This is a genomic window from Nocardia sp. NPDC003963, assembly GCF_053605105.1.
This window is the reverse complement of record NZ_JBSGIP010000003.1, coordinates 312,681-337,122: the sequence shown is the minus strand read 5'-3', so window position 1 is coordinate 337,122 and position 24,442 is coordinate 312,681. Positions and strand designations below refer to the sequence as shown.

Sequence of the window (24,442 nt, the reverse complement as noted above, 5' to 3'; positions counted from 1 at the left end):
GACGAGATCCATGCGAGCTCGAGAGGAAGGACGATGCGGCGGAGCGGAATTCATCGGTCGGCGCGCACCTGCGGCCGCGGTCGCCGAACACCTGTCGCACAACGGGAACGCGCCGGGTGGTCAATGCGGATGGAGTGCCACCTCCGCCGCGGTGAGGCAGTACTCCCACAACGACAGGAGTTCGTCCTCGGAGTAGCGAGTGCGCCGCAGATAGTGTTCGTCGCGGATCCGCCGGTCGTGCCAGAAATGGCCGGACATCGGCGCCGGATCGGTGGTGGCCAGCCAGACCGCGGTATCGGCGCCCTCGTCGGCGGTGCGCATCGCCGGCCGCAGGGCGGAACTGAAGCGGGGGAGGGCGGCTGTGATTCCGGGGGTGTTCACCCAGCCCGGATGCATACTGTGCACACTGACCCCATAGTCGGCGAGGCGTCCGTCCAGGAGCGGGCCGAATGCCACCTGGACGCGTTTGGTGCGGGCGTAGGCGGTGGCACCGCGGTATTCGCCGGCGCGAAACTGTGGATCGCCGACGGGCAGTGCCTGCGCGTACATCCCGCCCGAGGCCACGAAGACGATCCGGGCGCTGCCGGCCGCAGCCAGCAGCGGAGTGAGCCGGTCGGTGAACCGCAGCGGTCCGAGAATATGGGTGGCCAGCGTCAGTTCGTCGCCGGCGGAGTTCTCGGCGCGGTGGTCGGGCAGCACACCCGCGTTGTGGACGAGTACGTCCAGGGCCCGGTATCGCTCGCGGAGGGCCCGGGCGCAGGTGTCGACGCTGCCGGGTTCGGAGATATCGCAGATCGCCAGCTCCACCTCGGCCCCGGGGACAGCGTCGAGGATCTCCCGGCGGGCCCGTTCGCCCCGGCCGGGATCGCGGACCGCGAGTACGGTGCGGGCACCCAGCCCCGCGAACCGGGTGGCGATCGATCGGCCTATTCCGGAGTTCGCACCGGTGACCAGGGCGGTTTTCCCGCGCAGGGCGTCGGTGGGCGGATCGTCGCGGGTCCAGCAGACTTTGCGCAGGTGATAGCCGAGCCGGGTGTAGCCGGGCACTATCGTCCGATCGAGCAGAGTGTCGACTGTACGGATCATCGGATCACACCTCGCCTCGTCTCGTCAGCACGAACTGCCCGACATCCAGATACCCACTGCGGAACCCCGCCGCGGAGTAGGCCAGGTAGAACTGCCACATCCGCTGGAAAACGGGGTCGAAGCCGAGCGCGCTCACCTGGCCGGTATACCCATCGAAGCGCTCTTGCCACAGGCGCAGGGTGTGCGCATAGTGCGCGCCCATCGAGAATCGCTCGGTCACGTGCAGACCGGTGCCGCGGGCGACGGTATCGGCGATGAGCCGGGTAGAGGGCAGGAAACCGCCGGGGAAGATGTATTTCTGGATCCAGGTGTAGGTGTTGCGGGTGGCGCGCATGCGATGGTCCGGCATGGTGATCGCCTGCAGAGCCGCCCGTCCACCGGGAGCCAGCAGTTGCTCGATGGACCGAAAGTAGATATCAAGATATTCGCATCCGACAGCTTCGATCATCTCGACCGAAACCACCGCGTCGTATTCGCCGTCGACCAGGCGGTAGTCCATCAGGTCCACCCGGACGAGATCGCCCGCGCCCGCGGCCTCGATCCGGGCCAGGGCCAAGGTGCGCTGTTCGGCCGAGAGAGTTACCGATCGCACCCGGGCACCGCGCTCGGCGGCACGTATCGCCAGTGCGCCCCAGCCGGTGCCGATTTCCAGCAGCCGGGTGCCGGGACCCACCCGGGCGGCGTCCAGAATGCGGTCGATCTTGCGGTACTGGGCGTCCGCGAGATCCGGCCACTGCGGTGCGGCGGTGGTGGAAAGGAACAGCGCACTCGAATAGGTCATCGTCTCGTCGAGGAATACGCCGAAGAACTCGTTGGACAGGTCGTAGTGGTGCGCGATGTTGTCGCGGCTGTTCGACTCGGTATTGCGTGCCGTACTGGGATGTTTCGCCACATAGAGCCTGCGCAGGGCCTGCAGGAACGAGGGGACCAGGTTCTCGATATTCGCGGCGAGCACGGTCAGGACCGCCGCCGGGTCGGGTGCCGACCAGTCACCGGCCATATACGATTCGCCGAAACCGATGAGTCCGGCCGAACCGAGCCGGATCGCGAAATCATCGGGCCGGTGCAGGCGGAGTAACGGTGCCGCGATATCGGCCGGATCCTGTCCGAGGACGGTGCCGTCGGGATACTCGACCCGCAGCGGCAACCGGGAGACCGCCCGGCGGAAAATACGCCGGGCCACCGCGGCCGCGACAGTGGTACGGGGACCCGCGGGCAACCGCTCGATATCGGGCCAGCGCAGGGTGGGTGGGGTGGTGGTCGGGGTGGGTAGTTCGGTGGTCACCGGGACGGCTCCTGGATCGGTGAGACGGTGCGGGGAAAGACGGGCAGGCCGCGCAACCAGAGCCGGATGCCCTGGAAGCGGATGCGTGCCGCGACGACGAGCGGTGCCAAGGGCATGGTCAGAGCGGCGGTCAGGACGGTGCGGGTGGTCGCGGGCCGGAAGTCGCCGGTCATCGATGCGGTGAGCACCGGGCGGTCGCGGTGCAGGGTGATGGATACACGCAGTCGGTCGCCGGGCTCGGGCAGTGCCATCCGGTACGTACCGGATACGTCGTTGAACGGTGATACGTAGAACTGTTTGTCTGTTTCGGCCCGTCCGTGTTCGTCGGTCCGCAGCAGGTACCGGTGCCGTCCGCGGTAGGTGTTGTGAACTTCGGCCACTACGCAGACCGGGGCGCCGGCGCTGTCCCGGCACCAGTACAGAGTGAGCGGATTGAATACGAAGCCCAGCACCCGGGCATTGGTCAGCATGAGGATCCGGCCGCCCGGGAGGTCGATTCCGGACGCGGCCAGGAACGCGTCGATGTTCGCGCGCAGGCTCCGTCCGGGATCGCCGAGGTGGTCGCGGGAAGAGAAGCGGGCCAGCGGGCGCAGCGGGCGGGGCAGCCGCGGCAGATCGTCGAGATCGACCAGCCAGCTGTAGCTGCGATACCGGAACCGGTGCCGCACCGGCGTATGGCGTACATGGTTGATGGTCGTGTACGCGAGCCGGGCGGTCATGATGTGGGTAGGGGCCGGAGAGCGCGGTCGGGCCAGCGGGCACCGAGCCGCTCGGCGGCGCGCAGCCCCGACAGGGCGCCGTCTTCGTGGAACCCCCAGCCGTGGTAGGCACCCGCGAACGCGAGACGTTCGCCGCCGATCTCGCCGAGTCGCCGCTGGGCGGCCACGGATTCGGGGGTGTACTGCGGATGTTCGTAGACCATCCGGTCCAGGACAGCGGTGGGATCGATACGGTCCTCGTCGCCGAGGGTGACCAGGAAACGGGGTCCGGTGGAATCGCCGAGACGGTGCAACCGGGTGAGGTCGTAGCTCACCAGGACCCGGTCCGGTGTCGCGTCGCATCCGGGGAGCCGGTAGTTCCAGGAAGCGCGGGCCCGCACGGCCCCGGGGAGTACCGAGGCGTCGGTATGCAGCACGGTGCGGTTCACCGAATACGGTATGGCGGCCAGGACCTCGCGTTCGGCCGCGGTGGGTTCGGCCAGCATCCGCAGGGCCTGGCCGGGATGGGTGGCTATCACCGCGGCGTCGAAGACATCGACCTCGTCGCCGTCGTCGCGGATCCCGACCCCGTCGGCCAGCCGGGTCACTGTGCGCACCGGGGTGGCGGTGCGCACCGAATCGAGTCGTTCCGCGACAGCTCGGACGTAGGTGGCCGATCCACCGGTCACCGTGCGCCAAGTGGGAGAACCGAACACAGTCAGCATGCCGTGGTGCTCGAGGAAGGTGAACAGATAGCGGGCCGGATAGCGCAGCGCGGTCACCGGATCGCACGACCAGACGGCCGAGACCAGCGGTGTCAGGAAGTGGCTGATGAAGTAGTCGGAGAACCGGCCCCGCCGGCCGAAAGCGGCGAGTGTCAGTTCGTGTGCCGGACGGGCCTCGAGTTCGGCGCGTGCCAGCCGGTGGAATCGCGGCACCTCGGCCAGCAGTTGCAGGTACCGGCCGCGGGTGAGGGAGCCGGGGCGGGGGAAGAGGCCGCCGAGTCCGCGCGCACCGGCGTACTCCAGTCCACAGCCGTCGCAGCGGACCGACATGCTCATATCGGTTTCCTGGGTGCGGACCCCGAGATCGGCGAACAGGCGCAGCAGTGTCGGGTAGGTGCGGTCGTTGTGCACGATGAATCCGGTGTCCACTCCGATCTCGTCGCCTGTGCCCGAGCGCACCCGGTGGGTGTCGGCGTGCCCGCCGAGCCGTGGATCGGATTCGTAGAGGGTCACCCGTGCCGAGCCGGACAGGACCCAGGCGGCCGTGAGGCCGGCCACGCCACTGCCCACCACCGCGACTCGACGTTCCGTCCGGTCCGTCCTGCCCTGCTCGACCATCACACTCCTCCGCTCGGCGACCTTCGGCCGCAGCTATGCATCGAGTATGCATCGTTTTGTAGGCGATGGCGACCCGAGTCGGCAATCCACGGTCGGACAGGTGGTGCGGCCGCCGAGTGGTTCGCGGTGACCCGGTGTGGCGGATGGGTGCGGTGGGGAGTGAACTGCCGACGGTCAGCCGAGTCGGCCGACCGCCTCGGGAAGGCTCGCCAAGCGGGTGACCGCAGCCGGGAGGATGACGGCGTCCCAGCCGGGTCCGCCGACGAGAACCCGCGCCCCCGCCGCGGTGCCCGCCCGCACGCTGGAGGTCAGCGCCGTCGATTCGTGCTGTGACCACAGCACCAGCTCGGCGGGGCGGTCCAGCCGGGCCAGCGTGTCGGTGAGGGCGGCGGTGGGCACATCCGCCCCGAGCATCTGCGCGCCGATTCCGCGTTCGGCCAGGGCCGCCCGCAGGACCTCCAGCGGGAGTGCGTGGGTTTCGCCGCCGGTGCAGGCGAGCACGATGGGCCGGGGGCGCGCCCGATCCGGCGGGTTGGTGCGGTGCAGCGCCGAAGTGATACACCACGAGAGCAGATGCTCGATATCGATGCAGCCCTCGCCGCCGAGTTGGCGGGCGACGATATCGGCGAAAGCGGGCCGGCACAGCCGCTCCCAGGTGTCCACCACGCCGTCGGCCCGCAGGCTCGCGGTCAATTGTGCTGTCACCGAACGGTAGTCGAGGGCGAAGGCGGCGGTGAGCAGCGATGGCAGATCACCTGGTGTCGCGGCCGGAGCGCGCACCGCGGCGGCGGCACCGGCGGGGGTGGCGCCGCCGCGGATGAGCTCGATCATCCGGTTCAGCTGGGTGATATCGGCTTCGGTGTACAGGCGATGGGTCCCCGGCCGGTGTCCGGTGGGGCCGATCTCGTAGCGGCGGTTCCAGCTGCGCAGCGTGGCGGTGGGGATGCCGAGCCGGTCGGCGACCGCGCGGACGGTATAGCCGGCCGCGTCGGTGGCAGGGGCGGAACCGTCGGGCATCGTCTTATTCTGCCTGTTCCGAATCGCCGTCCCGGGCGGACCCGGGATATCGGCGTGGGAGCCGTGGCCGGTCGGTCGCGCTCATCGTGTCCTCGTCGCGGTCAGGCCGGCCGCACCGCACAGCAGGCCCCAGCCGGCGGCCACCGCGACGGCCTTGGTGCGTTGTGGCCGGTCGCGCAGTGCGACGGCGAGGACTCCGGCGTCGGAGAAATCGGCGAGGACCCGGCAGCCCGTGGCGACGCGCAGAGCGGCGGGGGTGGGTGCGAGGGCCATACCGAGGCCCGACGCGAGATCTCGGTAGCCGGTGGTGCGCGCCAGCGCGCGCCGGCCGGGATCGTCGTCGTCCCAGCCGCACGGCCGCAGCAGTACGGCCGGGCGGATCGCGACCGCGAGTCCGTAACACGCCGTGGCCGCTCCCACGAATCGAGCGAATCCCATAGCTACCATCGATCCTCCTGCGCCGAATGGGTACGCATCGATTATGCATCTATATGGGTTAGAGTGGTCACACACCGCCGAACGCGAGGAGTTTTCGTGACAGCACAGCGCGCAGTTCACCGCACAGCGGGCCTGATGGCCGCTCTTCTGGCCTTCGGTGCCCTCGCCGCCGGCGGTGGCGCGGCGGCCCAGCCGGCGCTGCCGCCCGGTCCCGCGCCTGTTCCCGCACTGGATCTGAACAGGTACCTCGGCGTCTGGAACCAACTCGCCGCGGTGCCCCAGCCGTTCAACCTCGAATGCGCGCGCGATACCCGCGCGGAGTACACCCTCGATCCACAGGGCGACGTCGCGGTGCACAACTCGTGCACCACCTGGTCGGGCGGTCTGAACGAAATTCGCGGAACCGCGCGGGTGAACGACCCGGTGACCGGCGCGCAGCTGCACGTCAGCTTCCCCGGGGTACCGGGCCAGGACATGCTCGACGGCCCGACGAACTACATCGTCACCGCTCTCGCACCCGACTATTCGTGGGCGCTGGTCACCGACCCGAGTAGATTGTCCGGTTTCGTACTGTCCCGCTCGGCATCGCTGGACGCACCGACCTGGGATCAGGTGAAGTCCGCCATCACCGCGGCGGGGCAGTCTCCGTGTATGTACCTGACCTCGCCCACCACCGGTGGTCGCTCCGATCTCACGCCCCTGTGCCTGCGCTAGCGCCCGCGCCGATCGGGCCGGCTATTCCGAGACCGAGACGTAGCGCCGCACCTCGTCGCCGCTGACGTACTCGCGGGCATCGCCGGGGTCCAGGTCGAGCCGGACCCCGGCAGGTGTCAGAACGTCGCGCAACCGGGCGCTCATCTCGGCGCCGAGATAGTTGTGGTGCAGATCCAGGCTGCGCAGATGGGTCAACGGCTGACCACCGAGCAGAGCCCCGGCGCCGTCGTCGCCGAGTATTCCCATCGAGAGGTCCAGCCCGGTCAGCCGGGCGACCACGGGCGCCGAGGCCACGGCCGCGCAGATCTCGTCCTGGATATCGCTGTTGCGCAGGGCGAGATGTTCGAGGGCGGGCAGCCGGTGGCCCAGCAGGATCGGGGCGAGATCACCGATTTCGACGTCCGCGCCGTAATTCTCGGTACCCAGCCACAGCTCGAGCCGCTCGAGCGCTGGCAGGTCGCTGGCGGCGATCCCGCGCACGACCTCCGCCTCCAGCCCGCCGGTCTGTACGGTCAGCGTGCGCAGGTGTTCGTGGTGGACGGGCGCGAAGACGAGCTCGGTTCCACCACGGATCCCGAGCTCTTCCAAGTCGGGATAGGCCGTCAGCAGCGGTTCGATGTGGCCCTGCATTATCCAGGAGATCTCCGACTCCTCGACCGTGATATCGCCGAGGAACACCGCCCGCAGCGCGGGCAGCCGGTCACGGGCCGCGACCAGACAGGCGATGATCTTGTCGGCGCTGGTGTCGTAGGCCTCGGGCCAGATCCCGGCCACGATCGCGTGGACCGCGGTCGTATCGACCTCGTCGAGAAAACGGCCGAAAACCTCTTCCCAGGTGTGCTTGTCGTCCCAGCCCGGTTCCGCGATACGCCACGCCACCGAATCCGCCTCGGGCAGCGGCCCGGGTTCGTCGACCTGCCAGGGCACCGGGAAGTCGTGGACGGGCAGCCCGCCGAACTCGTCGAGATGTTCGCCGATCATCACTTTCGCCTATCTTCGGAAACACCGGCCGTTCGACACGGTCGAGTGTTTCTTACCAACCCGGACCGACACGCGCGCGGCGACCGTGCCGTGAATGCTGTTCCCCCACTGTTCTCACCGCCGGATCAGGGGTAGATCTCCCGGTACGGCTATTTCGAACCCGACCGCGTGTCCACCGTGGGCGCGGCAGCGCCCGAGTGGTGCGACCAGTGCGAAACCCGGAATTTCATTCTGTGTTTCGCGATCCGGGCCCGCGGCGTCCTCACGGTTCCCGCCGGCTTCACGGCCTCCGCCGGCGCACGGGGTCGCGAATGTCTACCGGATCCAATTTCCCGATATGGCCGGCGAGGCCTTCGAGGTCGTCAGGCCGGCCGATCCGGTATCCGGGGCTATCCCTTCCCGGACTCGTTCTTCCTCGGGGCCACCAGCTTCCAGCCCTGGCGCGGCTTCGAGGTCGGCGGATGGCTGTACCACAGCAGGTGCGGATACGGGGTTATTCGGTCCATCCCCTGAGCACCGTACGCAGTTCGTCCTTCGAGATGTCGGGCCAGTCGGGTTGGCGCGATATTCGCGTGTCGTACCAGTCGACCCACCATTCGAAGGATTCGGGTGTGCTGCTGGTGCGAGGCATCGTCTCGGAGAATATCGTCGCCAATCGCCAGTCATCCGCCGTGCGGTACATGTCGAGAGTCGAGCCGGCGTCGACCGACGGGCTCGGCGATATCCGGTCGAGCCACATGTCGGTGGCCTGGGCGCGGGTCGATTCGTCGACGCCTGCCCCCATGCGGTGGAGGAAGTTGCCCGCGTTGTACAGCGGGTCGCTGGGCCCGGCGGTTTCCCAGTCCAGGATCCACAGATTGCCTTGGTCGTCGAGCCGCAGATTGGGGGGATACAGGTCGTTGTGGCCGAAAACGGTCGGCTCGCCCGAGCGGTTGAGGTCGGGCCTGATGTAGTCGGACAGTGTCCCGATTCCGAGTTGGTTCATCCTGGACCGGCGCAGCGGCTGATCGCGGTGGGCGTCATCGGCGTGCTGGATGATCTCCTGCTGCCACTGCGGGATGTCGAGGTTCATTCCTGCCGGCAAGCGATGAGCGGACATCAACTGCACCTGGTCCAGGAGGTCGGGTAGCCAATTCATCATCTCGGGATCAGCGAAGCCCAGTGTCCGACCGCGTACATACTGCATGACCGTGAATTCCCGGCCGGTCGACGGGTCCGTGCCGGCGTACAGGATTCGGGGTGCCCGTACGCCGCTTGCACGCGCATGAGCGATGGCAGTGTTCTCCGGCATCCATCTCCTCAGCGTGGTCACTGTCGGCTGGTCCAATCCGCGCCGGACAATGGCCGGACCTGCACTCGTGTCGACCCGGTTCACCCGGTTTCCGGTCCCGGACTCATCCGGTTCCAGATCCCGGACCTGCCGATACAGCCTCTGGCCTTCTTCTCCGGAGAGGCTGGACTCGCAGCCGCCGGGGAGCCTCTGCGCCTCGATGGATGAGCCCGGCGAGTCGCTCGCAGCTTCCGGCCGTTCGCCGGGGCGCCCGGCGGCCCCCAGCCTGTCGACTCCGGCTGTGGACTGCTGTTCGGCGCGTGCGGTCCGGTCGAGGCCGTACCGCATTCCGCGTGGTGGCCCGTGATGTGCTTCGCTGACCCGCGGAGCGGCTTTCCTGGCCATCGTGTCGATGAGCTGTTCCGCTGCTTGCAGCATTCTCGCGGCGATCTCGCCGCTACTCGACCTGTCCACCGATTCCTGCCGCAGTGATCACGTTGTCGGACAGCGACGTCGAAGAAGCCGATTCCGCTCGCTGCCCCGGATCACTTCACGGTGAGTTCGGGGAGGTATTTGTACAGAGTGGTCCGTGAGACGCCCAGCAGTCGCGCGATCGAGGATATCGACTCGTCGGGCCGGGTCAGCAGCGAACGGGCCTGCCGGATCTGCTCCCCACTCATGGCCGGTGGCCGGCCGAGGCGCTGCCCGCGGGCCCGAGCGGCGGCCAGCCCTTCGTGGGTACCGTCGACGATGAGCTCGCGGATGAACTCGGCCAGCGCGGCGAAGACATGGAACACGAGGCGCCCGCCGGGGGTGGTGGTGTCGAGGGCTTCATGCAGCGACCGGAACCCGATCCCGCGCCGACGCAGATCGGCGACGATCGAGATCAGGTCCTGCAGGGAACGGCCTGGACGATCCAGGGCGGCGACCACGAGGGTGTCGCCGGCGCGCATATAGTCCAAGCACGCGGACAGCTGTTCGCGCTCGACGTCCTTTCCGGACTTCTTGTCGGAGAACACCTTCTTGCACCCGGCCGCCTTCAGGGCCCGGGTCTGCCGGTCCGGATTCAGGTCCCGGGTCGAGATGCGGGCGTACCCGATCAGTGCTCCTTCCCCGCCGATCGGGTCCAGGGCATCCCCGTCGAGGGAAAGTGGTTCGAGCGCATCGGTATCCGGCACCCGGCAATCGTACTCAAAAGGGTGATTACCAATTGTTGAACAGTCGAACTCTACGACACACTGTTTTGAACGGGGTAGGGCCGGGTAGCCGGTTCGGTGTCGTAGACGCGGGTGGTGTGGTCGGCCGGGTTGTAGTGGGGCCAGCCGGGGTTGCCGTGGGTGGCGAAGTTCAGCCAGTCGGTGCGCATGTGCCGGGAGACGGCGGTGACCTGGTCGGCGGCGTCGGGACGTGCGGACCGGTGTGCGCGGACGTCCTCGGGGTGGAGTGTGCCGAATACGAGCAGGAAGTCGAGGCTGTGGGAGGCGCCTTGCTCGCGGTTGAAACTCCAGCACAGTTCGTAGAGCCAGACGGGAACCACCGTCGGCGAGTTGTGCGTCGGCGAGGTGCACGGTGGGCATGCGGAACAGCCAGTCGGCGTGGACGAGCTCGTAGAGTTCGGCAGGGGCGGCCTCGGGGTAGAAGTCGCGATAACGGCGGTTGCCGTCGGGTCGCGGTGCGAGACGCCCCAGGGTCGGATCGACTTGTTCGTCGGTCATCTCGATACCGAGTTGGGTGTTGAACAGCCGGTATTCGTCGCGGGTGTGGCCTACGAGCAGGTCGATGTCTCGGGCGGCGCCGGCGGCGAGGGCCGGCCACGGCGCCTCGGGCAGGACCTCGCCGTCGACGACGGGTGAGAACGGCGTCGGTGTCGACGCCATCGGCCCCCAGGCATCGACGAATGCGGGCATTTCCTCCCGGATCGTGTTCTCGGCGTCGACCAGCGTGCGGGGGTCGACGCCGGCCAGGTCCTCGATGGTGGCCCGGGTGCCGGCTTCGGCCGCGATCGCGGTGGAGATGGCGGCCGCGAGTTCGGGGGAGAAGTAGGTGCCCGGCACGCTCTGCGGGATGGCGCGACGGAACAGCCCGGCTGCGGTCGGCATCGCCATGAGTGCGGCGATACATCCAGCGCCGGCGGATTGGCCGAAGACGGTGACGTTGCCCGGGTTGCCGCCGAAGGCGGCGATATTGTCAGGGGCAGTGACCTGGCGGCGTCGTTCAGTCAGGAACTGTCGGTGCGGGTAAGAGTGGTCTGGAGCAGGATCCAATTGGGTGAGGTCATATTCAGAGGCATGATCCCGGCGGACGCTCGGACTGTGAGTTGATCGCCTCCCGCTTCGACATCCAGCGCGCCGCCGCGGCGCGCCAACTTGTCCTTCGACATCCGCGTCACCGCGTCGGCCACCGTCGAACGGACCTGATCCGTGTCGAATCCCGGCGCCACCTCGGTGAGGTCCGCGGGTAACCGCTCGGCCGTGGAGCCGATCTGTTTGCGGTCCCCGAGGAACCTGGCCGACCATGAGGAAGCCGACCCGTCTGCAGGCCGGTTGAACGCGAATTCACCGAGCTCGGCCGCACCCCAATTGTCTTCCAGGATCCCGCCCTGCGGTATTCGCATCTCCTCGACCTGTCCGCTGATCGTCCCTCCGTTACCCGCGGCCGCAGGTGTGTAGACCAGGCGAACCCCCTGTTTTCCCGAGTTCCTCAGTCCGTGGTTCACCGGGAGTGCAGCGATATCGGCGGCACCCCGATCACCCAGAAGCCCGGCCAAGGTGTCACGTATCTGCTGTCCTGACATGGTCGGCGAGAATTCGGCCGACCGCTCCTCACGGGTGGCAGCGTCTCCCACGGCCGGGGGTGGTACTGCTCCACCGGACTGCTCGATCCGGGGTACTCCCTCGCGATCGCTGCCGGGGATCGTTGTTCCTGCCGATTCGGCTGTCTGTCCGGCCTGCCGGACAGGGGTCTCAGCCGCCCGGGCCGCGTCGGGAATGACCTTGTCGGCCAGTGGCTCTGCTACCCGCTTACCGAACCACTTACCCCGCACAATCACACTTTCGCTCAACTCGGCAGCAACGACGATACGACCGCCTCGCGGCCGGGATCCGGTGGCGCGTAGATGTCGATCAGGTCATGGATACCACCCGCGGTGATAGTAGCGAATCGACCGGTCGCACTCGGCAGTGCGGCAGGTCTCGAAACATTGGTTGCGAGACGGTGTGTGCCGGGGTGGTACCAGGCTGGTTTCCGGACTGTCGGGGACCCCTATCCACCAACCGCCTTGTGCGGCAATTACATTGATTCGACGATCCTCGTCCGCAGTGCCAGTGCTCGATGTCACTGTCATTTTATGTCGACGGGCTCTGACATCAACCCTGCGAAGGCATTCTTCGAGGACCTACGGACCTGGGCTTACCCACAGGTCGACCGCCACGTTACGAAAGAGGGCTTCTTCCAGGCTGTCCAGGAGGAAGCTCAACGAATCAACAGTGTGGGTGGGTACAACCGCACACCCCGTCAGCTCGACCTCGCCATTTCGAATGTCACCGATTGGATCTGGGAGAAGTTCGTCGAAGGCGAACCTGCGGAGGCTCCCGGTGTCCGGGATATCCGGCTTCAGCTGGCCGACGAGCTCTACGACGTGCTCGAGTCCGCCGCTGCGAGCACTCAGGAGACAGTGCCCGAATACGTCACTCGAGTAGTGCTCGGGCATCTTGCCCATCTCACACTGGGTAATGCCGAACTCGAGGCTGCCATGCGTTCTCAGCTCGATTCGTCGGAGCCCGCCGACTTCTGATACCAGGAGCCAACCGCCGATAGCCGCCGGGAAAGTGGGTCTCATCGGCGGTCAGGCCCGGCTTCACCGTCCCGGGTTCATCCCGTTCGGCCGCGTTTCATCCCGTTCTGCGTGGACCTGTTCCCCGCCCATCCTTCGAGCGCCGAACTCGGATCCCGTGCTGGAGATCTTCTGAGAGCCGCGGGCGCGGCCGGTGGAGTCGTCACCCTGGTGACCGTTACTGGTGCGCAGGCCTTGCCCGGACAGAAACAGCCCTGCCCGGCTGCGGATCACCGCGGTCACGGGCCCAACGAAGTCGGTGTCCGAATCGCTGATGGTGACTGGTCACGGCATCGATATGAGGCAATAAGGTCCGCCGGACCGGCCACCTGCCCGGATCTTCATGGTCGGGCAGGGCGGCATGCAGGGTTTCAACGGCGCGGCTGCGGGCGTCGGCGATCACGTCGGGATGGCGGTGTGGATCGCTGAGGTCGCGGGTGCGGGCCACGGCTTGTACGAGCCGGTGGATCGAGAGCGTGCCAGTGGCACGGTCGGGAGTGATCATGTTGTAAGCCGCCGGCGGCCCGAGCGCGGTGCTGCGCTTCGGCGGGTCGAGGCCCGGTTCGTGGCTGCGAGTGAGAGGAATGGACTCCGGGGCGTACCAGGCCAGGGTGCGTAGCAGATCGACTGCGGCGGGTTCGGTTTCGGTGATGCGGTCCAGGGTGATCCGCCAGATCCGGGCGATGGTGCGCTCAGAGTCGGCATCGACATCGGCCTGCCCGAACGTCTCGGCGGGGTAGTCGGCGATCCCCTCGGTGGGTCGGCCGGCTGTTCCCGGCAACCTCGCCGGGGTGATCGGCGCGGACTGGCTGAAATACCTCTCACCAGTCCACTACTACATCGGCGGCGAGCCCCTGCGCAACGGCATGCAGTGGGCCGATACCGCAATCCTGCTCGCGGTGAGTGTCGCCCTGTTGGCCCTCGGATTCCTCCGGTTCGACCAACGTGACCTGCGCCCCTGAAGCCGATCGCCACGAGCCCCGCGGCCTGCTCGATGGCCGCGGGGCCTTGCCGTCGTGATCGGCACCGTCGATATGGTCGGCGACATCTGCGCGCAGAGCATGGTGGCCGATCTTGTCGAGGAACCAGCACGCACGGCTGCCTACGCGCGCGATGGTTTCCCGAGCGATAGGGGTCCCCAAGGTCCACCGACGCATGACCAGCAAAGGGTCTTCTTGGGAAGAACTCCGGCAACAATAGTCGTTGAACAGTGATAATTCAGGTCGAATGTGTCCAAGAACGCATCGGTTCTTGAACGCTCCGACCGAAACGGTCCGCCGGGCCCGTGCGCTGCTGACCCGGCCGGACGAGTCGGTGTCCTCGATCGCTCGGCTTCTGGGATATCGCGGACACGCTGTACGAATACGTGCCCGAGCGCACCGACGGAGCCCGGGCACGTATTCGATGAACAACCCGCAGAGCCGCCGTACCCTCCACCACTGAGTTCGGGTGTGGCTTTGGCGTTCAGGGCTTCCGGTTCCGTGTCGGCGCCCACTCAGTAGCGGGCATTATCGATTTCTATGTCGGACACTGCCAGAGTGCCGTAGGTCGTCGTTCCATCCTTGTGCCTGTGTTTCACCGATACTCTTCCGCCATCCGAGAGATCGATCCACCGATTATCGTCCTCTCCCGCGAAGTATTGATTGCGGTATATGCCGTACTCGGCGAACACGTGGCCGCCTCGCGGGGTGTCGTACCGGCCGTTGCATACCTGTATGCCGGCTTCGGGAAAGGTGATCGATCCGTCGACCTGGTTCGCCCCCTGGACCCGGGTGGCGCTCACCAGGTCGGCCACGATCCGGTCGGCGCGGACGATGGCCTGGACGCCGGAGTTGTTGGAGACCTGCACCCCGTCGGAGGTGAAGCCGAGGTTCCCGGTGCTGGCCGCGGTCCCCTGGATCTGTGAGGCGTGGAGGCCGGTCTCGAAGGTGGGGGTGCGCAGTTGGACGGTGGTGGTGAGGAAGTGTCGCTGCATGGTATGGGGGTTGGTGGCGATGAGGGTGTAGGTGGTGTCGCGTTTCGGGCCGGTTCCAGGGGCGGGTTTCCACTCGCCCGCGGTGGTGACCGGCGCTGTGCTGCCGTCGGGCAACCCGATCGTGTAGGCCAGGTCGGTGGATCCGTCCCACCGCAGGACGATGGTGTCTCCGTCGTCCACCATCGCCTGGTCGGGACGGAAGTTGCTGGGCACCGCGGCTTGCTCGGCGGCGGTTTTCAGCAGCGGCACCGCCGCCACGGTGTTGGTCAACTTCGCACTCTGCTGCCTGCTGGCGGTCTCTTTCACCCGCAGTACAGTCAGTCCGGCGGTTTCGGCGACCGGAATGTCCGCCAGCTTCAGCACCAGGTATTCACCGGGGGCGAAACGGATTCTGCCGCCGGCGGGGTCGGTGACCTGGAAGGACCCGGCGGCGACCTGGGGCAGGACCGACAGCGTCCGCACGCCTGCACGGAGATCGCGATACTCGCTGGTGGCCTTGATACTGGTGATATCAGGTGTGAGGTGCTCGGCACCGTCGCCGAGGGACACACTCACCTCGTTTTCGGACCAGTACGCCGCGGTGCTGCCGGTGTTGGTGACCATCAGATACACCGTCCCCGGAGAACGGGACTGCCCAGCCCGCGACGCCTCCAGGGGCGCCGGGTCGGTGAGCACCGTATAGGTCAACAGGGTCATGGTCACGACTCCTTCAACTGAAGGTCGACGCAGGCCGAGAACCCGCGCACAACCGAGAACCCACGCGCACTGCCCCAGCTCTCCGGCCCGCAGGTCCAGAAGAGCTCCCTTCCGGGGGTTGCGCGTCAGGCACACATGAAATATACGCTGGCACTACATGATTCGTGATCGAAACCGTCTTCCCCGACCGTCCGGCCAGCAGCCTCGGGTGGAGCCGGACGGACCAGTTCACGGCACCGGCGGCGCTCTCGCCGGTACCCACAGATCGAGGCGCCCGCATGACGCTGTGCGCTCGGCCGCGCCATCCCTACCTGCGACGTCGACGAATGTCCCACACTCCCTGTGGGTTTGTGATCAGGTACGGAAGTAGCCGACTACGACACTGCGACGCTTCCCGTGATAGCCGTAATCCGAACTGCTGCGCCGATCCGTCCGCTCCGACCCGTCCAGCGAGGAACGACCATCTGTGACCGATTCAGACCCCGGCCAGAACCCCGAGGCGACGAGTATGTGATCACCGATGGCGACGATCGGTGGGTGGCGTTCGGGTGGTGTATTCGGGGCAAGCAGATTTCCTGGTGGGTGATGGGATCGGGGAGGGTCCGGCATGATGGTTTGCATGTCGGAATCGGACGGTCGGTTGATGATTCGTACCAGTGGGGGCCCTGACGAGTTGCTGGGGTTGCTGGATTGGTTTCGTCACGATGACGAGTTGCGTGGGCGGGTGAGCCCGCCGCCGCCGCGGCTGCGTGACGGTCGGATGGGTGATCTCTATGACGTGCTGGTGGTCGCTGTCGGTGCCGGAGGGCTGGCGCCGGCGTTGACGCGGTCGCTGTCGGCGTGGCTGACGCATCGACGTGCGGATATCACGATCACGGTGAAACGGAGCAACGGCGCGGAGATCACTCTGGATGCCGATCGGGTCAAATCCGCCGAGGTGCTCGCGGAGGTGCGGAACTTGCTCGACGAGATCGACACTCCGTGACCGCGGTGCCCGATCGGAGCGGTTCGCGGGCGCTGCTGATCGGCGTCGCACATTACACCCACGCCGATATCCCTGATATCCCTTCGGCGACTGCCAACCTCACCGACCTGCGGCGGGTACTCACCGCGGAAGATGGTGGCGGATTCGACGCCGAGCACTGCACGCTGCTCACCGACCCCGGCCACAGTACCCAGATCGGTGCCGCGGTCAGCGCCGCAGCCCATGAAGCCGGTGAGGTTCTCTTGGTGTATTTCACCGGGCATGGGCTGCTGGATCGCCGTGGGCGACTGCATCTCGCGCTCACCGGCAGCAATCCCGAGTTCTCGCAGGTCGGCTGGACCTCGGTGCCGTTCACGATGCTGCGCGAAGAAATCCTCGACAGTCCGGCCCGCGCGCGGATCCTCATTCTGGACTGCTGTTTCTCGGGGCGGGCTTTCGAAGCGATGAGCGGCGGTGCCGGGTTGGTGGCGGGCCAGACGGAGATCCGCGGTACCTACACCATCGTGTCGTCGTCGGCCAACGAAACCTCTTACGCGCCGGCCGGTCACCGCAATACCGCCTTCACCGCGGCGATGCTCGCCGCCGCCGAGACTCCCGGGCTGTCGCTCGACGAGTTGTACCGCGAAGCCGACCGGATCCTGCAGCGCGGCGGACATCCCAGACCTCAGCGGCGAACTGTCGATATCGCCGGCGATCTGCGCCTGTTCGGCGTCCCCGACGACGAACAACGGCACCGCAAAAATGCCGAAGCCGGCGACAGCGACGCGATGTATCGCCTCGCGGGCGGGCTGGTGAGCCGCGGAGACACGGAGCGAGCGGAATTTTGGTACCGGCGCAGTGCCGGTGCCGGGGAAGTCCGGGCGATGTGCAGCCTCGGGATCCTGTTGATGGAGCATGGTGAGTCCACCGAGGCCGAATCCTGGTACCGGCGTGCCATCGAGGCCGGGAACACCGCGGCGATGCACAACCTCGGGATCTTGTTGACGGAGCGGGGTGAGCTCACCGAGGCCGAATCCTGGTACCGGCGCAGTGCCGGTGCCGGGCAAGTCGGCGCGATGTGCAACCTGGGGAACCTGTTGAAGGAGCGGGGTGAGCTCGCCGAGGCCGAATCCTGGTACCGGCGAGCCATCGAGGGCGGGGTAGCCCTCGCGATGTGCAACCTCGGGATCCTGTTGAAGGAGCGGGGTGAGCTCGCCGAGGCCGAATCCTGGTACCGGCGTGCCGCCGACGATGGGCAAATCGAGGCGATGAACAACCTCGGGGCCCTGTTGATGGAGCGGGGTGAGTCCACCGAGGCCGAAACCTGGTACCGGCGCGCCGCCGAGGCCGGGGACGCCCTCGCGATGAACAACCTCGGGGCCCTGTTGATGGAGCGGGGTGAGCTCGCCGAGGCCGAATCCTGGTACCGGCGCGCTATCGAGGCCGGAAACACCGCGGCGATGAACTACCTCGGATTGCTCCTGGAAAAGCGCAACCTCCCCAGCGAAGGAGCACAGTGGTACCGACGAGCGGCGACGGCCGGCCGAACCGAGGCCATGCGGAACCTCGCCCGTCTACTCGACGCCGACGGCGCCGGCGTCGAAGCGAAAATGTGGCTCCAGCGGGCTGCCGGCGACCATGCTGTATGACCCACCATGGAGTCCCGGGAAGGACGGTGGCTTTACATGTCCGAGACCTCCGCGTCCGCTTTTCCGGACCGACACCGGCAGCACGAGTTGTGGAGACGTTGGCGGGCAGGTGAATCGCTCAGTCCGATGTCGCGGTCACTCGGGATTCCGCTGCAGCATATGCGCCGGATCCCGGCCCGGGCGGGAGGCGTCCGGAGGCCACCGCAAGTTCGGCGGATTCGGAATCCGACACAGCGCCGAGCGTGAGGAGATTTCGCGGGGGCAGGTGACGGAGCGGCCCCCGGGTGGCCGCTGCTTCGGCGGCGCAGGCACGCCGGACCCGGTAGCTTTCAGTGCTCGAGGGGGGCTTTCGACCACCATTCTCGGAGGATGTCGTCGACGGAATGGCCCGGCCAGTCGACCGAGATGAGAAAGCGGTCGCGGACCGGGTCGGAGGGGAAGGAGAAGTAGGCGTCGCCCCAAGCTGCGGCCCTCGAGCTCAGCGGTGGCACGGTCATCAACGCTGGTGCGGCAAGCGTGGGGTTGGGTGCCGGTTGCGTCTCGGGCGAGAGTATGGTTTCCGTCCCCGGGCCGAATCCCCAATTCGATTTCAACTCTTCCTGCGCAGCGCGGGGGGTCGAGTGATCCACGATTCGGAAGGTGACACCGGAGTCTTCGCGGGGTCTGCAATAGATTTCGTGTCCAGGGGGATCATCTCCCTGTCGGCAGGACGCCTGTTGCCAGCCCGGCAACTGTGATCGCTCCGGGACAAGGCCGGGAAAGGCATTCGCGATGGGCTGTTGCTCCCCCCACCTCGTCGTCTTGTTCGGGTCGAACAAGAGCAATCCCGCCGTGCCGACGATCACTACGAGCACCAGGACGCCGAGGATCACACCCGGAGCTCTACCGAGATCGGTAGGCTCCGGCGATGCTCCGCGTCGGAGCGAGTTGCCGGGCCCCGGGGCCACTACCGGCTGTGCGGCCGCTATCGGATCAGGGGCGCTCGTCCGAGCTCTCCCATCGGTTCCTTGCTGGAGCCCGACCGGTGCCGAGTTGTGCACGGTCGGTGCGGTGCGTGCGAAATCGACTGCGTCGGAGACCTGTTGATGTCCGAACGTGTCGAGAGCCGCCGTGATGAATCCGGCACAGGAAGGGAAGCGGTCCTCGCGTTGTTTGGCCATTGCCCGCTCCAGGACCGTATCGAGGGCCACGGGGAGGTCCGGGCGCAGGGCGGTTATCCGGGGAACGGGTTTCGAGAGGTGACCTGTTACCACCTGTCCCGGGTTCGTTGCCGCGTAGGGCGGTTGCCCGGCCAGCAGTGCGAACAGGGTGCAGGCCAGGGAGTACTGGTCGCTGCGGTGGTCCACCACTTCACCGGACAGTTGCTCGGGCGAGGCGTAGGCCAGCGTCGCGGTGAATGTACCGGTGACCGTGATCTTGGTGTTGGCGGAGTCGATGAGCCCGGCGATCCCGAAATCGGTGAGTACCGCGTGCGGGTTCCGGAATCGGTCCCCGTCGGCGATGACGATGTTGGCCGGCTTCACGTCCCGGTGCAGGATTCCGAGGCTGTGTGCGTAATCCAGCGCCAGCGCGGTCTCGCCGAGGAGACGCGCGACGGTCGCCGGTGGTTGCGCGGCTGCGTTCCACGAGGCAGCGTCGGTGCCTCGAATGTATTGCATCGCGATCCACAGATGGCCGTCGTTCGTGCCGCGGTCGAGCACCCCGACGATTCCGGGGTGCTCGAGCCGAGCGACGACGTCGGCTTCTCGTTCGAAGCGGCGGACGAGTTCGGTATCGGTGGATACTTCCTGGTTCAGCAACTTCAACGCGACGGCGCGAGGGAGGCGGGGATGTCGGGCGAGGTAGACGACGCCCATTCCGCCTCTGCCCAGGACTCGTTCGATCCGGTATCCGGCGAAAGTCGTGCCTGCCCCCAGCATCACTGCCCTCTTTCGCTGTCCGAACGGGGGACATTACCGCATGTTCGCGTCGCGTCGCCCGCCGAAAGTTCATGGAAACCGGCGGACAGCATTCGCACCGCGATGGTCAGCTCGGCGGGAGACGACGATCGTCGAAACCGCGGGCGCACAGACACGGCCGTCGGCAGTCGCGCGGGGGTGCGACCGGTCGCGGCTCGGGTGCCGACCCTGTTGTATTCGGCGCGCATCGACTCGGCGGCCTCCCTGGCGACAAGAGGTTCCACTGTTCGAACGGGACTGTCCATCGAAACACGCAGTGGCACAGAGGCGTATCGGTCATCTTCGCCGATCGGCAGTCGGTGGGATCGGTAGCGGCAACGGTCCAGGACCGCTCTGATCACCAGAGCGACGCAGACCCCGATGATCCTGCCGACTACCCGCTGCCGGAAATAGTGACCTACATGGATCCGGCGCACCGCTGTCGCTGATACGCCTCGGCGTCCGAACAGGTCGTCAGCGAGCACGAGGTGGCGATAGGGGTGCGTTCCTTCGGTTGCGTGATCGTCGCAGACAACACCCCAGCGCCCGGCGGGGGTCCATCGGCCCGTTCGGGATCCTCGGGCGGCGGTGGTCGGTATGTGTGCCTTGGCTGTGCCGGTAGCCTGTGCCGGTGGGGTCGAGGAAAAGTATGCCGGGCACAACGAAACGCCCAGGTGTGGCTCTGGCTGCGGTGACCGCGGTGGTGTTCGTGACCTTCCTGGACACAACGGTCGTCAGTGTCGCGCTCGGTGCTATCCGGAGTGATCTGAAAACCGATGTGATCTCCCTGCAATGGGTTGTCAACGGCTACACCCTGGTGTTCGCGTGTCTCATGCTGACGGGCGGATCGCTCGGTGACCGCTGGGGCCGCAAGCGCGTCATGATCGTCGGGTTGGTGATCTTCTGCGCCGGGTCGGTCGTGTCGGCGCTGGCGGCCGGTGTGTCGGCCCTCATCGTCGGTCGCGCGATCATGGGTGTGGGCGCGGCGGCCTCGGAACCGGGAACCCTTTCGTTGTTGCGGCATATCTACCCGCGGGAACAGACGCGCGCGAAGGCGCTCGGGGTGTGGGCGGCCGCCTCCGGGTTGGCGTTGGCGGCCGGACCGGTGCTCGGCGGCGTGCTGGTGCACGCGTACGGGTGGCGATCGATCTTCTGGTTCAACCTGGTGATCGGGGCGGTGGCACTGGTGGCCGCGCTCTGGTCGGTCCCGGAAAGCGCCGACCCGCGCCCCGAGCCGATCGATTGGGCCGGAGCCCTGCTCGGCGCTGCCTTTCTCGGAGCGGTGATCTATGCGGCGACCCGTGGTGAAGAAGTGGGGTATACAGCTCCCTCGGTGATTGCGCTGTTCGTACTCGGAGTGATAGCCCTGGTCGGTTTCGTCACTGTCGAACGGCGGTCCGGCGCCCCTATCCTCGACTTCCGGTATCTGCGTTTGCCGACAGTCCGCAGCGCGCTGGTGGTGGCGTTCGCTGTCTATTTCGGCATTTTCTCGATCTTCTTCTTCACCGCCCTGTATCTGCAGGTGATGCAATCGTATTCGGGTGCGCACACGGCATCGGTCTTCGCGCCGATGGCTGTCGCGATCACCATCGGATCGCTGGTCGCGGGCTACTGGGTGGCGCGTCGAGGTGCGCGGGTCCCCATGATCATCGGCTGCGTGGTCGGCGCCGGTGGGATTCTGCTGACCCGCCTCGCCCTCGCCGGCGAGGTGCGCGATCTTCCCTTGGCCTGTGCGATGGCGGTGGCGGGAGCGGGATTCGGGGTCGCGGTGGTGCCGTTGACCTCGGCTGTGATGTCCGGGGTGCCGCGCGAGCATTCGGGTATGGCCGGCGCGGTGACCAATACGATGCGCCAGGTCGGTGCGGCGTTCGGGGTGGCAGTGCTGGGGGCATTGGTGAATTCGTTGCTCACGGCGGATCTGGAGCAGCGGATGACCGAGCTGGGCCTTCCACCCGAACTACAACCCGGCGCGGTGGAGGCCGTCGAACGTGGTGGTATTCCGCCAGGTCTCGACATCAGCCCCTATTTCCCGTACCTGGGGAAGCTGAACGAGGTGATCGAAACCGGAAAGACCGCGTTCCATCACGGGCTGGATGTGGCGCTGCTGGTTTCGGCGGTCATGATCCTGGCCGCGGCGGCGTTCACAACGCTCGACACGGCGGTGAGCCGGCGACACTCTCCGCTCGTCTAGGCCCCGCCCACCCCTGATCCCGGTGACCAAGTGCCGACGATCCCTTACGGCACAGTTCTACTCGAGCCGATAGCTTCGACTCTTTGTTTCTCAGTGGGCTGAATCGGTGATAGCGGCGGATGAGCCGTCGACAAGTCGGAAGATCGGGCTTCGAGGCATCCCGGTCATCGGCGAAAGCCGCCGACCGGCGCAGCCGCGCTCAGCGGTCGTTCCGCTGTGCGCGCTCTCGGTGGGAGGCCGTCTCGACTCTTCTGGTAGCCCCGAACCGGTGCACATACCCCGAAATATCTTCTTTATCAACGGGAGTGAGGAAATCCAGCAGTCGAATCACGAAGGGGGCCGACCGTATTCCGCATGCCGCACGAGGGTACAGGATGTCGCCACACGCTTGTCTGTAGTCCGTGCCGGCCGTCCGAGCCTGGACAGATCGACCGGGATCTCAGCTGCCGGCGCGTGAACAGGGGGTTGCTCGGGTCGGATGTGAACCCCGGGGTGGGCGTGCGGCTAGGACCCCGTGGTGGTTACGGCGGGCTGGTAGCGGTCGAGGTGACCCCGAGGATGCGGCCTGTGCGACCTGTGCACAGGTGACAAGATGATGCTCTCGAAATGTTCTGGGGGCACAAAGTTTTAAAGATATCCGATGGATTCGATGGTGGATATGAGCCGCTTCAGTATGGTGATTCGCGCCGACTTGTTTCGTAATTCGACGACTGTGCCGCGAATGTGGAGCGTCCTGCTGATCCGCGGTCGCGACGTATGAGCAGACTCATGGGTGAGAGGCCCTCCGGGTCTGGAATATCGATAAATGGGAGTGTGTCAGATTGGGGGGCGAGACTTCCCGACAAGGCGGGGAGATCGCGGGCGTGGTCGACGAGATCGTGCGAGGACTGCCGGCCTTCGCTCCGGTCGGCTGGCGGCGCCTCGAGGCGTGGTTCGCAATGACCGTCGTGTGTCGGTCCGCGGTGCTGCTGGCCGATACGAGTGCGGGGCCGGTGCGGTGTGCCGTGCCGGAGACGGTGTGGGATGCGGTGCGGCGGCACCGGGCGGTCTCGGCCGAATCCGGCGACGGGCCGTGGTGGCGGTTGCTGGTGCGACTGGACGGGGAGGACGTCGAGACCCACCGTGACGACGGTGCGGAACCGTTCCCAGGGGAACAGTTGTTCGCCCCGGAAGCCTATCTCGCCGATCTGGAACGGTACCCGCGGCACCGGCTGCCGGTGTGGCTGGCAGCCTACCTTCGGCGCGGCGCCGGACCGGCCCGGACACCGGAGCGAGCGGTGGCGGCCGTGGGGACGGACCGCGACGCCGGTGTGCGCGCGGCCACGGTGGACGGCGAATTGCCCGATCTCGGGGTGCTGTGGGCGCGGTGGGCGGTGTTGTCCGCTGCCTTCGTGGCGGCCGGGCTGGAGCTGGGGCCACGGGTGGGGCCGTCGGTCGGTGTGTTCGAGGGAGCGGGGCGCAGTGGTTCGACACTGATTCTGCTACCCCGCGATCGGGCGGTGCTCTCGGGTGGTGTGTGGGAGGCGCCGATGCTCGACGCCGTCTACAATTCCGGCGCCGAAATGCCGAATCTCTTCGCCGGCGCACCGAGCTGGGTGGCCGACCCGGTACTCAATCCACGGGCCGCGACCGGGCTGCTGACATTCTGTTACTGGTGGCATGACGGGCGCTGGCATCGCGGAGAATCCGACCCCGTCCCGCAGTGCGCACCGGCGATTCCGGCGGTGTGGACGGTGGCGGCGGTGGCCGGGATCATCGGCAGCGTGGTCGGTGCCGGGGCCGGTACCGCCGGGGCCGAGGAACTGGTCCGCGCCGGGCAAGCCCAGTCGGTGACCCGGGCCGCCGTCGAGCGGGCCTTCGGATCCGCGGTCGATCTCGACGGCGCCCTGTTCCAGTTCACCGTGGCGGGACTCGAGGCTGCCGGTGGTGATGTGTATCCCCGGACCGGGCCGGAAGTACCGGCGGCGGAGGACGTACCGGACAACGGTGTCACCGGTACGGAGGCGACCACTCGTTACGAGGCCGAGAGTGCCGGGCCGGGCGCGGAACGCGCCGCCGCGGCCGCGGGCACTGCGATCTCGGCGGAGACCGCGATCGATTCGGTGCGGCAGCACATTCGACGGCAGGACCACGATACGACCGGCTATCCGCTGTCGACGCTGCGGGCCGAGCGTGTCGGCATGGTGTGGGTGGTGCGGTCGCCGGCGCCGGACGGTGACCTCGCCTTGGACCGTGCGGTGTTCTATGTCGCCCCGGATGCCGTGGTGGAGCGTTCGACTTCGTCGGTGCCGTGGGCGGTATTCGCGTCGCGGGTCGAGGAACGATTCCGGCGGCGCCGCTCCGGTCCGGCGGATTCGGGCGAGTAG

Annotated in this window: 21 protein-coding genes and 1 pseudogene; 7 read left to right on the top strand and 15 right to left on the bottom strand. The window is 67.1% G+C overall.

Annotated features, from left to right (window positions below; genetic code table 11):
* Positions 1-120 precede the first annotated feature (120 nt).
* The 6 genes from ACWEWT_RS12025 to ACWEWT_RS12000 form a co-directional block, all read right to left on the bottom strand.
* Positions 121-1,086: an SDR family NAD(P)-dependent oxidoreductase gene (locus ACWEWT_RS12025; protein ID WP_452558346.1), complete on the bottom strand. Its 966-nt coding sequence runs from the start codon at positions 1,084-1,086 to the stop codon at positions 121-123.
* Between the two features lie 4 nt (positions 1,087-1,090).
* Positions 1,091-2,371 (bottom strand): class I SAM-dependent methyltransferase, encoded by a 1,281-nt coding sequence (locus tag ACWEWT_RS12020; protein WP_452558345.1) that lies wholly within the window; start codon positions 2,369-2,371, stop codon positions 1,091-1,093.
* The gene (locus tag ACWEWT_RS12015) at positions 2,368-3,090 is read right to left on the bottom strand and encodes a DUF1365 domain-containing protein (RefSeq protein WP_452558344.1); all 723 of its coding nucleotides are present in this window, start codon (positions 3,088-3,090) and stop codon (positions 2,368-2,370) included. Before ACWEWT_RS12015 ends, ACWEWT_RS12020 begins: the two co-directional genes overlap by 4 nt.
* On the bottom strand, positions 3,087-4,412 hold the full coding sequence (locus ACWEWT_RS12010; protein WP_452558343.1) for an NAD(P)/FAD-dependent oxidoreductase: 1,326 nt from the start codon (positions 4,410-4,412) through the stop codon (positions 3,087-3,089). The genes ACWEWT_RS12015 and ACWEWT_RS12010 overlap by 4 nt, the downstream gene beginning before the upstream one ends.
* A gap of 174 nt (positions 4,413-4,586) precedes the next feature.
* Positions 4,587-5,429 (bottom strand): MerR family transcriptional regulator, encoded by an 843-nt coding sequence (locus tag ACWEWT_RS12005; protein ID WP_452558342.1) that lies wholly within the window; start codon positions 5,427-5,429, stop codon positions 4,587-4,589.
* Positions 5,430-5,510: 81 nt separating this feature from the next.
* On the bottom strand, positions 5,511-5,876 hold the full coding sequence (locus ACWEWT_RS12000; RefSeq protein WP_452558341.1) for a hypothetical protein: 366 nt from the start codon (positions 5,874-5,876) through the stop codon (positions 5,511-5,513).
* A gap of 126 nt (positions 5,877-6,002) precedes the next feature.
* Here ACWEWT_RS12000 and ACWEWT_RS11995 point away from each other — a divergent pair, with 126 nt between their 5' ends.
* Positions 6,003-6,581, top strand: coding sequence for a lipocalin family protein (locus tag ACWEWT_RS11995; RefSeq protein WP_452558382.1), 579 nt, complete (start codon positions 6,003-6,005; stop codon positions 6,579-6,581).
* Positions 6,582-6,602: 21 nt separating this feature from the next.
* Here the strand turns inward: ACWEWT_RS11995 and ACWEWT_RS11990 are convergent, their stop codons facing one another.
* The 6 genes and pseudogenes from ACWEWT_RS11990 to ACWEWT_RS11965 form a co-directional block, all read right to left on the bottom strand.
* A complete protein-coding gene (locus ACWEWT_RS11990) occupies positions 6,603-7,562 on the bottom strand; it encodes an STM4015 family protein (protein WP_452558340.1) in 960 nt (319 codons plus the stop codon).
* A gap of 493 nt (positions 7,563-8,055) precedes the next feature.
* Positions 8,056-9,180 carry an aminoglycoside phosphotransferase family protein gene (locus ACWEWT_RS11985; RefSeq protein ID WP_452558381.1) on the bottom strand — a complete coding sequence of 375 codons (1,125 nt, stop codon included), beginning with the start codon at positions 9,178-9,180 and terminating at the stop codon, positions 8,056-8,058.
* A gap of 197 nt (positions 9,181-9,377) precedes the next feature.
* Positions 9,378-10,010: a recombinase family protein gene (locus ACWEWT_RS11980; RefSeq protein WP_452558380.1), complete on the bottom strand. Its 633-nt coding sequence runs from the start codon at positions 10,008-10,010 to the stop codon at positions 9,378-9,380.
* 50 nt (positions 10,011-10,060) lie between these two features.
* Positions 10,061-10,369 carry a hypothetical protein gene (locus tag ACWEWT_RS11975; protein ID WP_452558384.1) on the bottom strand — a complete coding sequence of 103 codons (309 nt, stop codon included), beginning with the start codon at positions 10,367-10,369 and terminating at the stop codon, positions 10,061-10,063.
* A gap of 250 nt (positions 10,370-10,619) precedes the next feature.
* Positions 10,620-11,096 (bottom strand): annotated as a pseudogene (locus ACWEWT_RS11970) (carboxylesterase family protein); the annotation flags it as partial.
* Positions 11,051-11,893 carry a hypothetical protein gene (locus ACWEWT_RS11965; protein WP_452558339.1) on the bottom strand — a complete coding sequence of 281 codons (843 nt, stop codon included), beginning with the start codon at positions 11,891-11,893 and terminating at the stop codon, positions 11,051-11,053. The pseudogene ACWEWT_RS11970 and the gene ACWEWT_RS11965, both read right to left, overlap by 46 nt.
* Positions 11,894-12,178: 285 nt before the next feature.
* On the opposite strand from ACWEWT_RS11965, the gene ACWEWT_RS11960 reads away from it, so the two are divergent.
* Positions 12,179-12,625 carry a hypothetical protein gene (locus ACWEWT_RS11960; protein ID WP_452558338.1) on the top strand — a complete coding sequence of 149 codons (447 nt, stop codon included), beginning with the start codon at positions 12,179-12,181 and terminating at the stop codon, positions 12,623-12,625.
* 217 nt (positions 12,626-12,842) lie between these two features.
* Here ACWEWT_RS11960 and ACWEWT_RS11955 read toward each other — a convergent pair whose 3' ends face one another.
* On the bottom strand, positions 12,843-13,445 hold the full coding sequence (locus ACWEWT_RS11955; RefSeq protein ID WP_452558337.1) for a hypothetical protein: 603 nt from the start codon (positions 13,443-13,445) through the stop codon (positions 12,843-12,845).
* Positions 13,446-13,455: 10 nt separating this feature from the next.
* Here ACWEWT_RS11955 and ACWEWT_RS11950 point away from each other — a divergent pair, with 10 nt between their 5' ends.
* A complete protein-coding gene (locus ACWEWT_RS11950) occupies positions 13,456-13,626 on the top strand; it encodes a hypothetical protein (RefSeq protein WP_452558336.1) in 171 nt (56 codons plus the stop codon).
* Positions 13,627-14,159: 533 nt separating this feature from the next.
* On the opposite strand, the gene ACWEWT_RS11945 is transcribed toward ACWEWT_RS11950, so the two are convergent.
* Positions 14,160-15,341 carry a hypothetical protein gene (locus ACWEWT_RS11945; RefSeq protein WP_452558335.1) on the bottom strand — a complete coding sequence of 394 codons (1,182 nt, stop codon included), beginning with the start codon at positions 15,339-15,341 and terminating at the stop codon, positions 14,160-14,162.
* A gap of 613 nt (positions 15,342-15,954) precedes the next feature.
* On the opposite strand from ACWEWT_RS11945, the gene ACWEWT_RS11940 reads away from it, so the two are divergent.
* Together ACWEWT_RS11940 and ACWEWT_RS11935 are read left to right on the top strand one after the other, a co-directional pair.
* A complete protein-coding gene (locus tag ACWEWT_RS11940; protein WP_452558334.1) occupies positions 15,955-16,320 on the top strand; it encodes an effector-associated constant component EACC1 in 366 nt (121 codons plus the stop codon).
* Entirely contained in the window at positions 16,317-17,948 is a 1,632-nt protein-coding gene (locus tag ACWEWT_RS11935) for a caspase, EACC1-associated type (protein ID WP_452558333.1), read from the top strand. The genes ACWEWT_RS11940 and ACWEWT_RS11935 overlap by 4 nt, the downstream gene beginning before the upstream one ends.
* Positions 17,949-18,277: 329 nt before the next feature.
* On the opposite strand, the gene ACWEWT_RS11930 is transcribed toward ACWEWT_RS11935, so the two are convergent.
* Positions 18,278-19,867 (bottom strand): serine/threonine-protein kinase, encoded by a 1,590-nt coding sequence (locus ACWEWT_RS11930; RefSeq protein WP_452558332.1) that lies wholly within the window; start codon positions 19,865-19,867, stop codon positions 18,278-18,280.
* 667 nt (positions 19,868-20,534) lie between these two features.
* Here ACWEWT_RS11930 and ACWEWT_RS11925 point away from each other — a divergent pair.
* Complete coding sequence (locus tag ACWEWT_RS11925; protein WP_452558331.1) at positions 20,535-22,076, top strand: MFS transporter; 1,542 nt, start codon at positions 20,535-20,537, stop codon at positions 22,074-22,076.
* Between the two features lie 938 nt (positions 22,077-23,014).
* Complete coding sequence (locus tag ACWEWT_RS11920) at positions 23,015-24,442, top strand: hypothetical protein (protein WP_452558330.1); 1,428 nt, start codon at positions 23,015-23,017, stop codon at positions 24,440-24,442.

What these genes read in the sequence shown, in the direction of transcription:
- ACWEWT_RS12010 (WP_452558343.1), bottom strand. Translation starts at nt 4,412, where the DNA reads ATGGTCGAGCAGGGCAGGACGGACCGGACGGAACGTCGAGTCGCGGTG.
- ACWEWT_RS11990 (WP_452558340.1), bottom strand. Translation starts at nt 7,562, where the DNA reads ATGATCGGCGAACATCTCGACGAGTTCGGCGGGCTGCCCGTCCACGAC.
- ACWEWT_RS11925 (WP_452558331.1), top strand. Translation starts at nt 20,535, where the DNA reads ATGCCGGGCACAACGAAACGCCCAGGTGTGGCTCTGGCTGCGGTGACC.
- ACWEWT_RS11960 (WP_452558338.1), top strand. Translation starts at nt 12,179, where the DNA reads ATGTCGACGGGCTCTGACATCAACCCTGCGAAGGCATTCTTCGAGGAC.
- ACWEWT_RS12005 (WP_452558342.1), bottom strand. Translation starts at nt 5,429, where the DNA reads ATGCCCGACGGTTCCGCCCCTGCCACCGACGCGGCCGGCTATACCGTC.
- ACWEWT_RS12025 (WP_452558346.1), bottom strand. Translation starts at nt 1,086, where the DNA reads ATGATCCGTACAGTCGACACTCTGCTCGATCGGACGATAGTGCCCGGC.
- ACWEWT_RS11920 (WP_452558330.1), top strand. Translation starts at nt 23,015, where the DNA reads ATGACCGTCGTGTGTCGGTCCGCGGTGCTGCTGGCCGATACGAGTGCG.
- ACWEWT_RS12015 (WP_452558344.1), bottom strand. Translation starts at nt 3,090, where the DNA reads ATGACCGCCCGGCTCGCGTACACGACCATCAACCATGTACGCCATACG.
- ACWEWT_RS12000 (WP_452558341.1), bottom strand. Translation starts at nt 5,876, where the DNA reads ATGGTAGCTATGGGATTCGCTCGATTCGTGGGAGCGGCCACGGCGTGT.
- ACWEWT_RS11930 (WP_452558332.1), bottom strand. Translation starts at nt 19,867, where the DNA reads ATGCTGGGGGCAGGCACGACTTTCGCCGGATACCGGATCGAACGAGTC.
- ACWEWT_RS11985 (WP_452558381.1), bottom strand. Translation starts at nt 9,180, where the DNA reads ATGCGGTACGGCCTCGACCGGACCGCACGCGCCGAACAGCAGTCCACA.
- ACWEWT_RS11940 (WP_452558334.1), top strand. Translation starts at nt 15,955, where the DNA reads ATGTCGGAATCGGACGGTCGGTTGATGATTCGTACCAGTGGGGGCCCT.
- ACWEWT_RS11995 (WP_452558382.1), top strand. Translation starts at nt 6,003, where the DNA reads ATGGCCGCTCTTCTGGCCTTCGGTGCCCTCGCCGCCGGCGGTGGCGCG.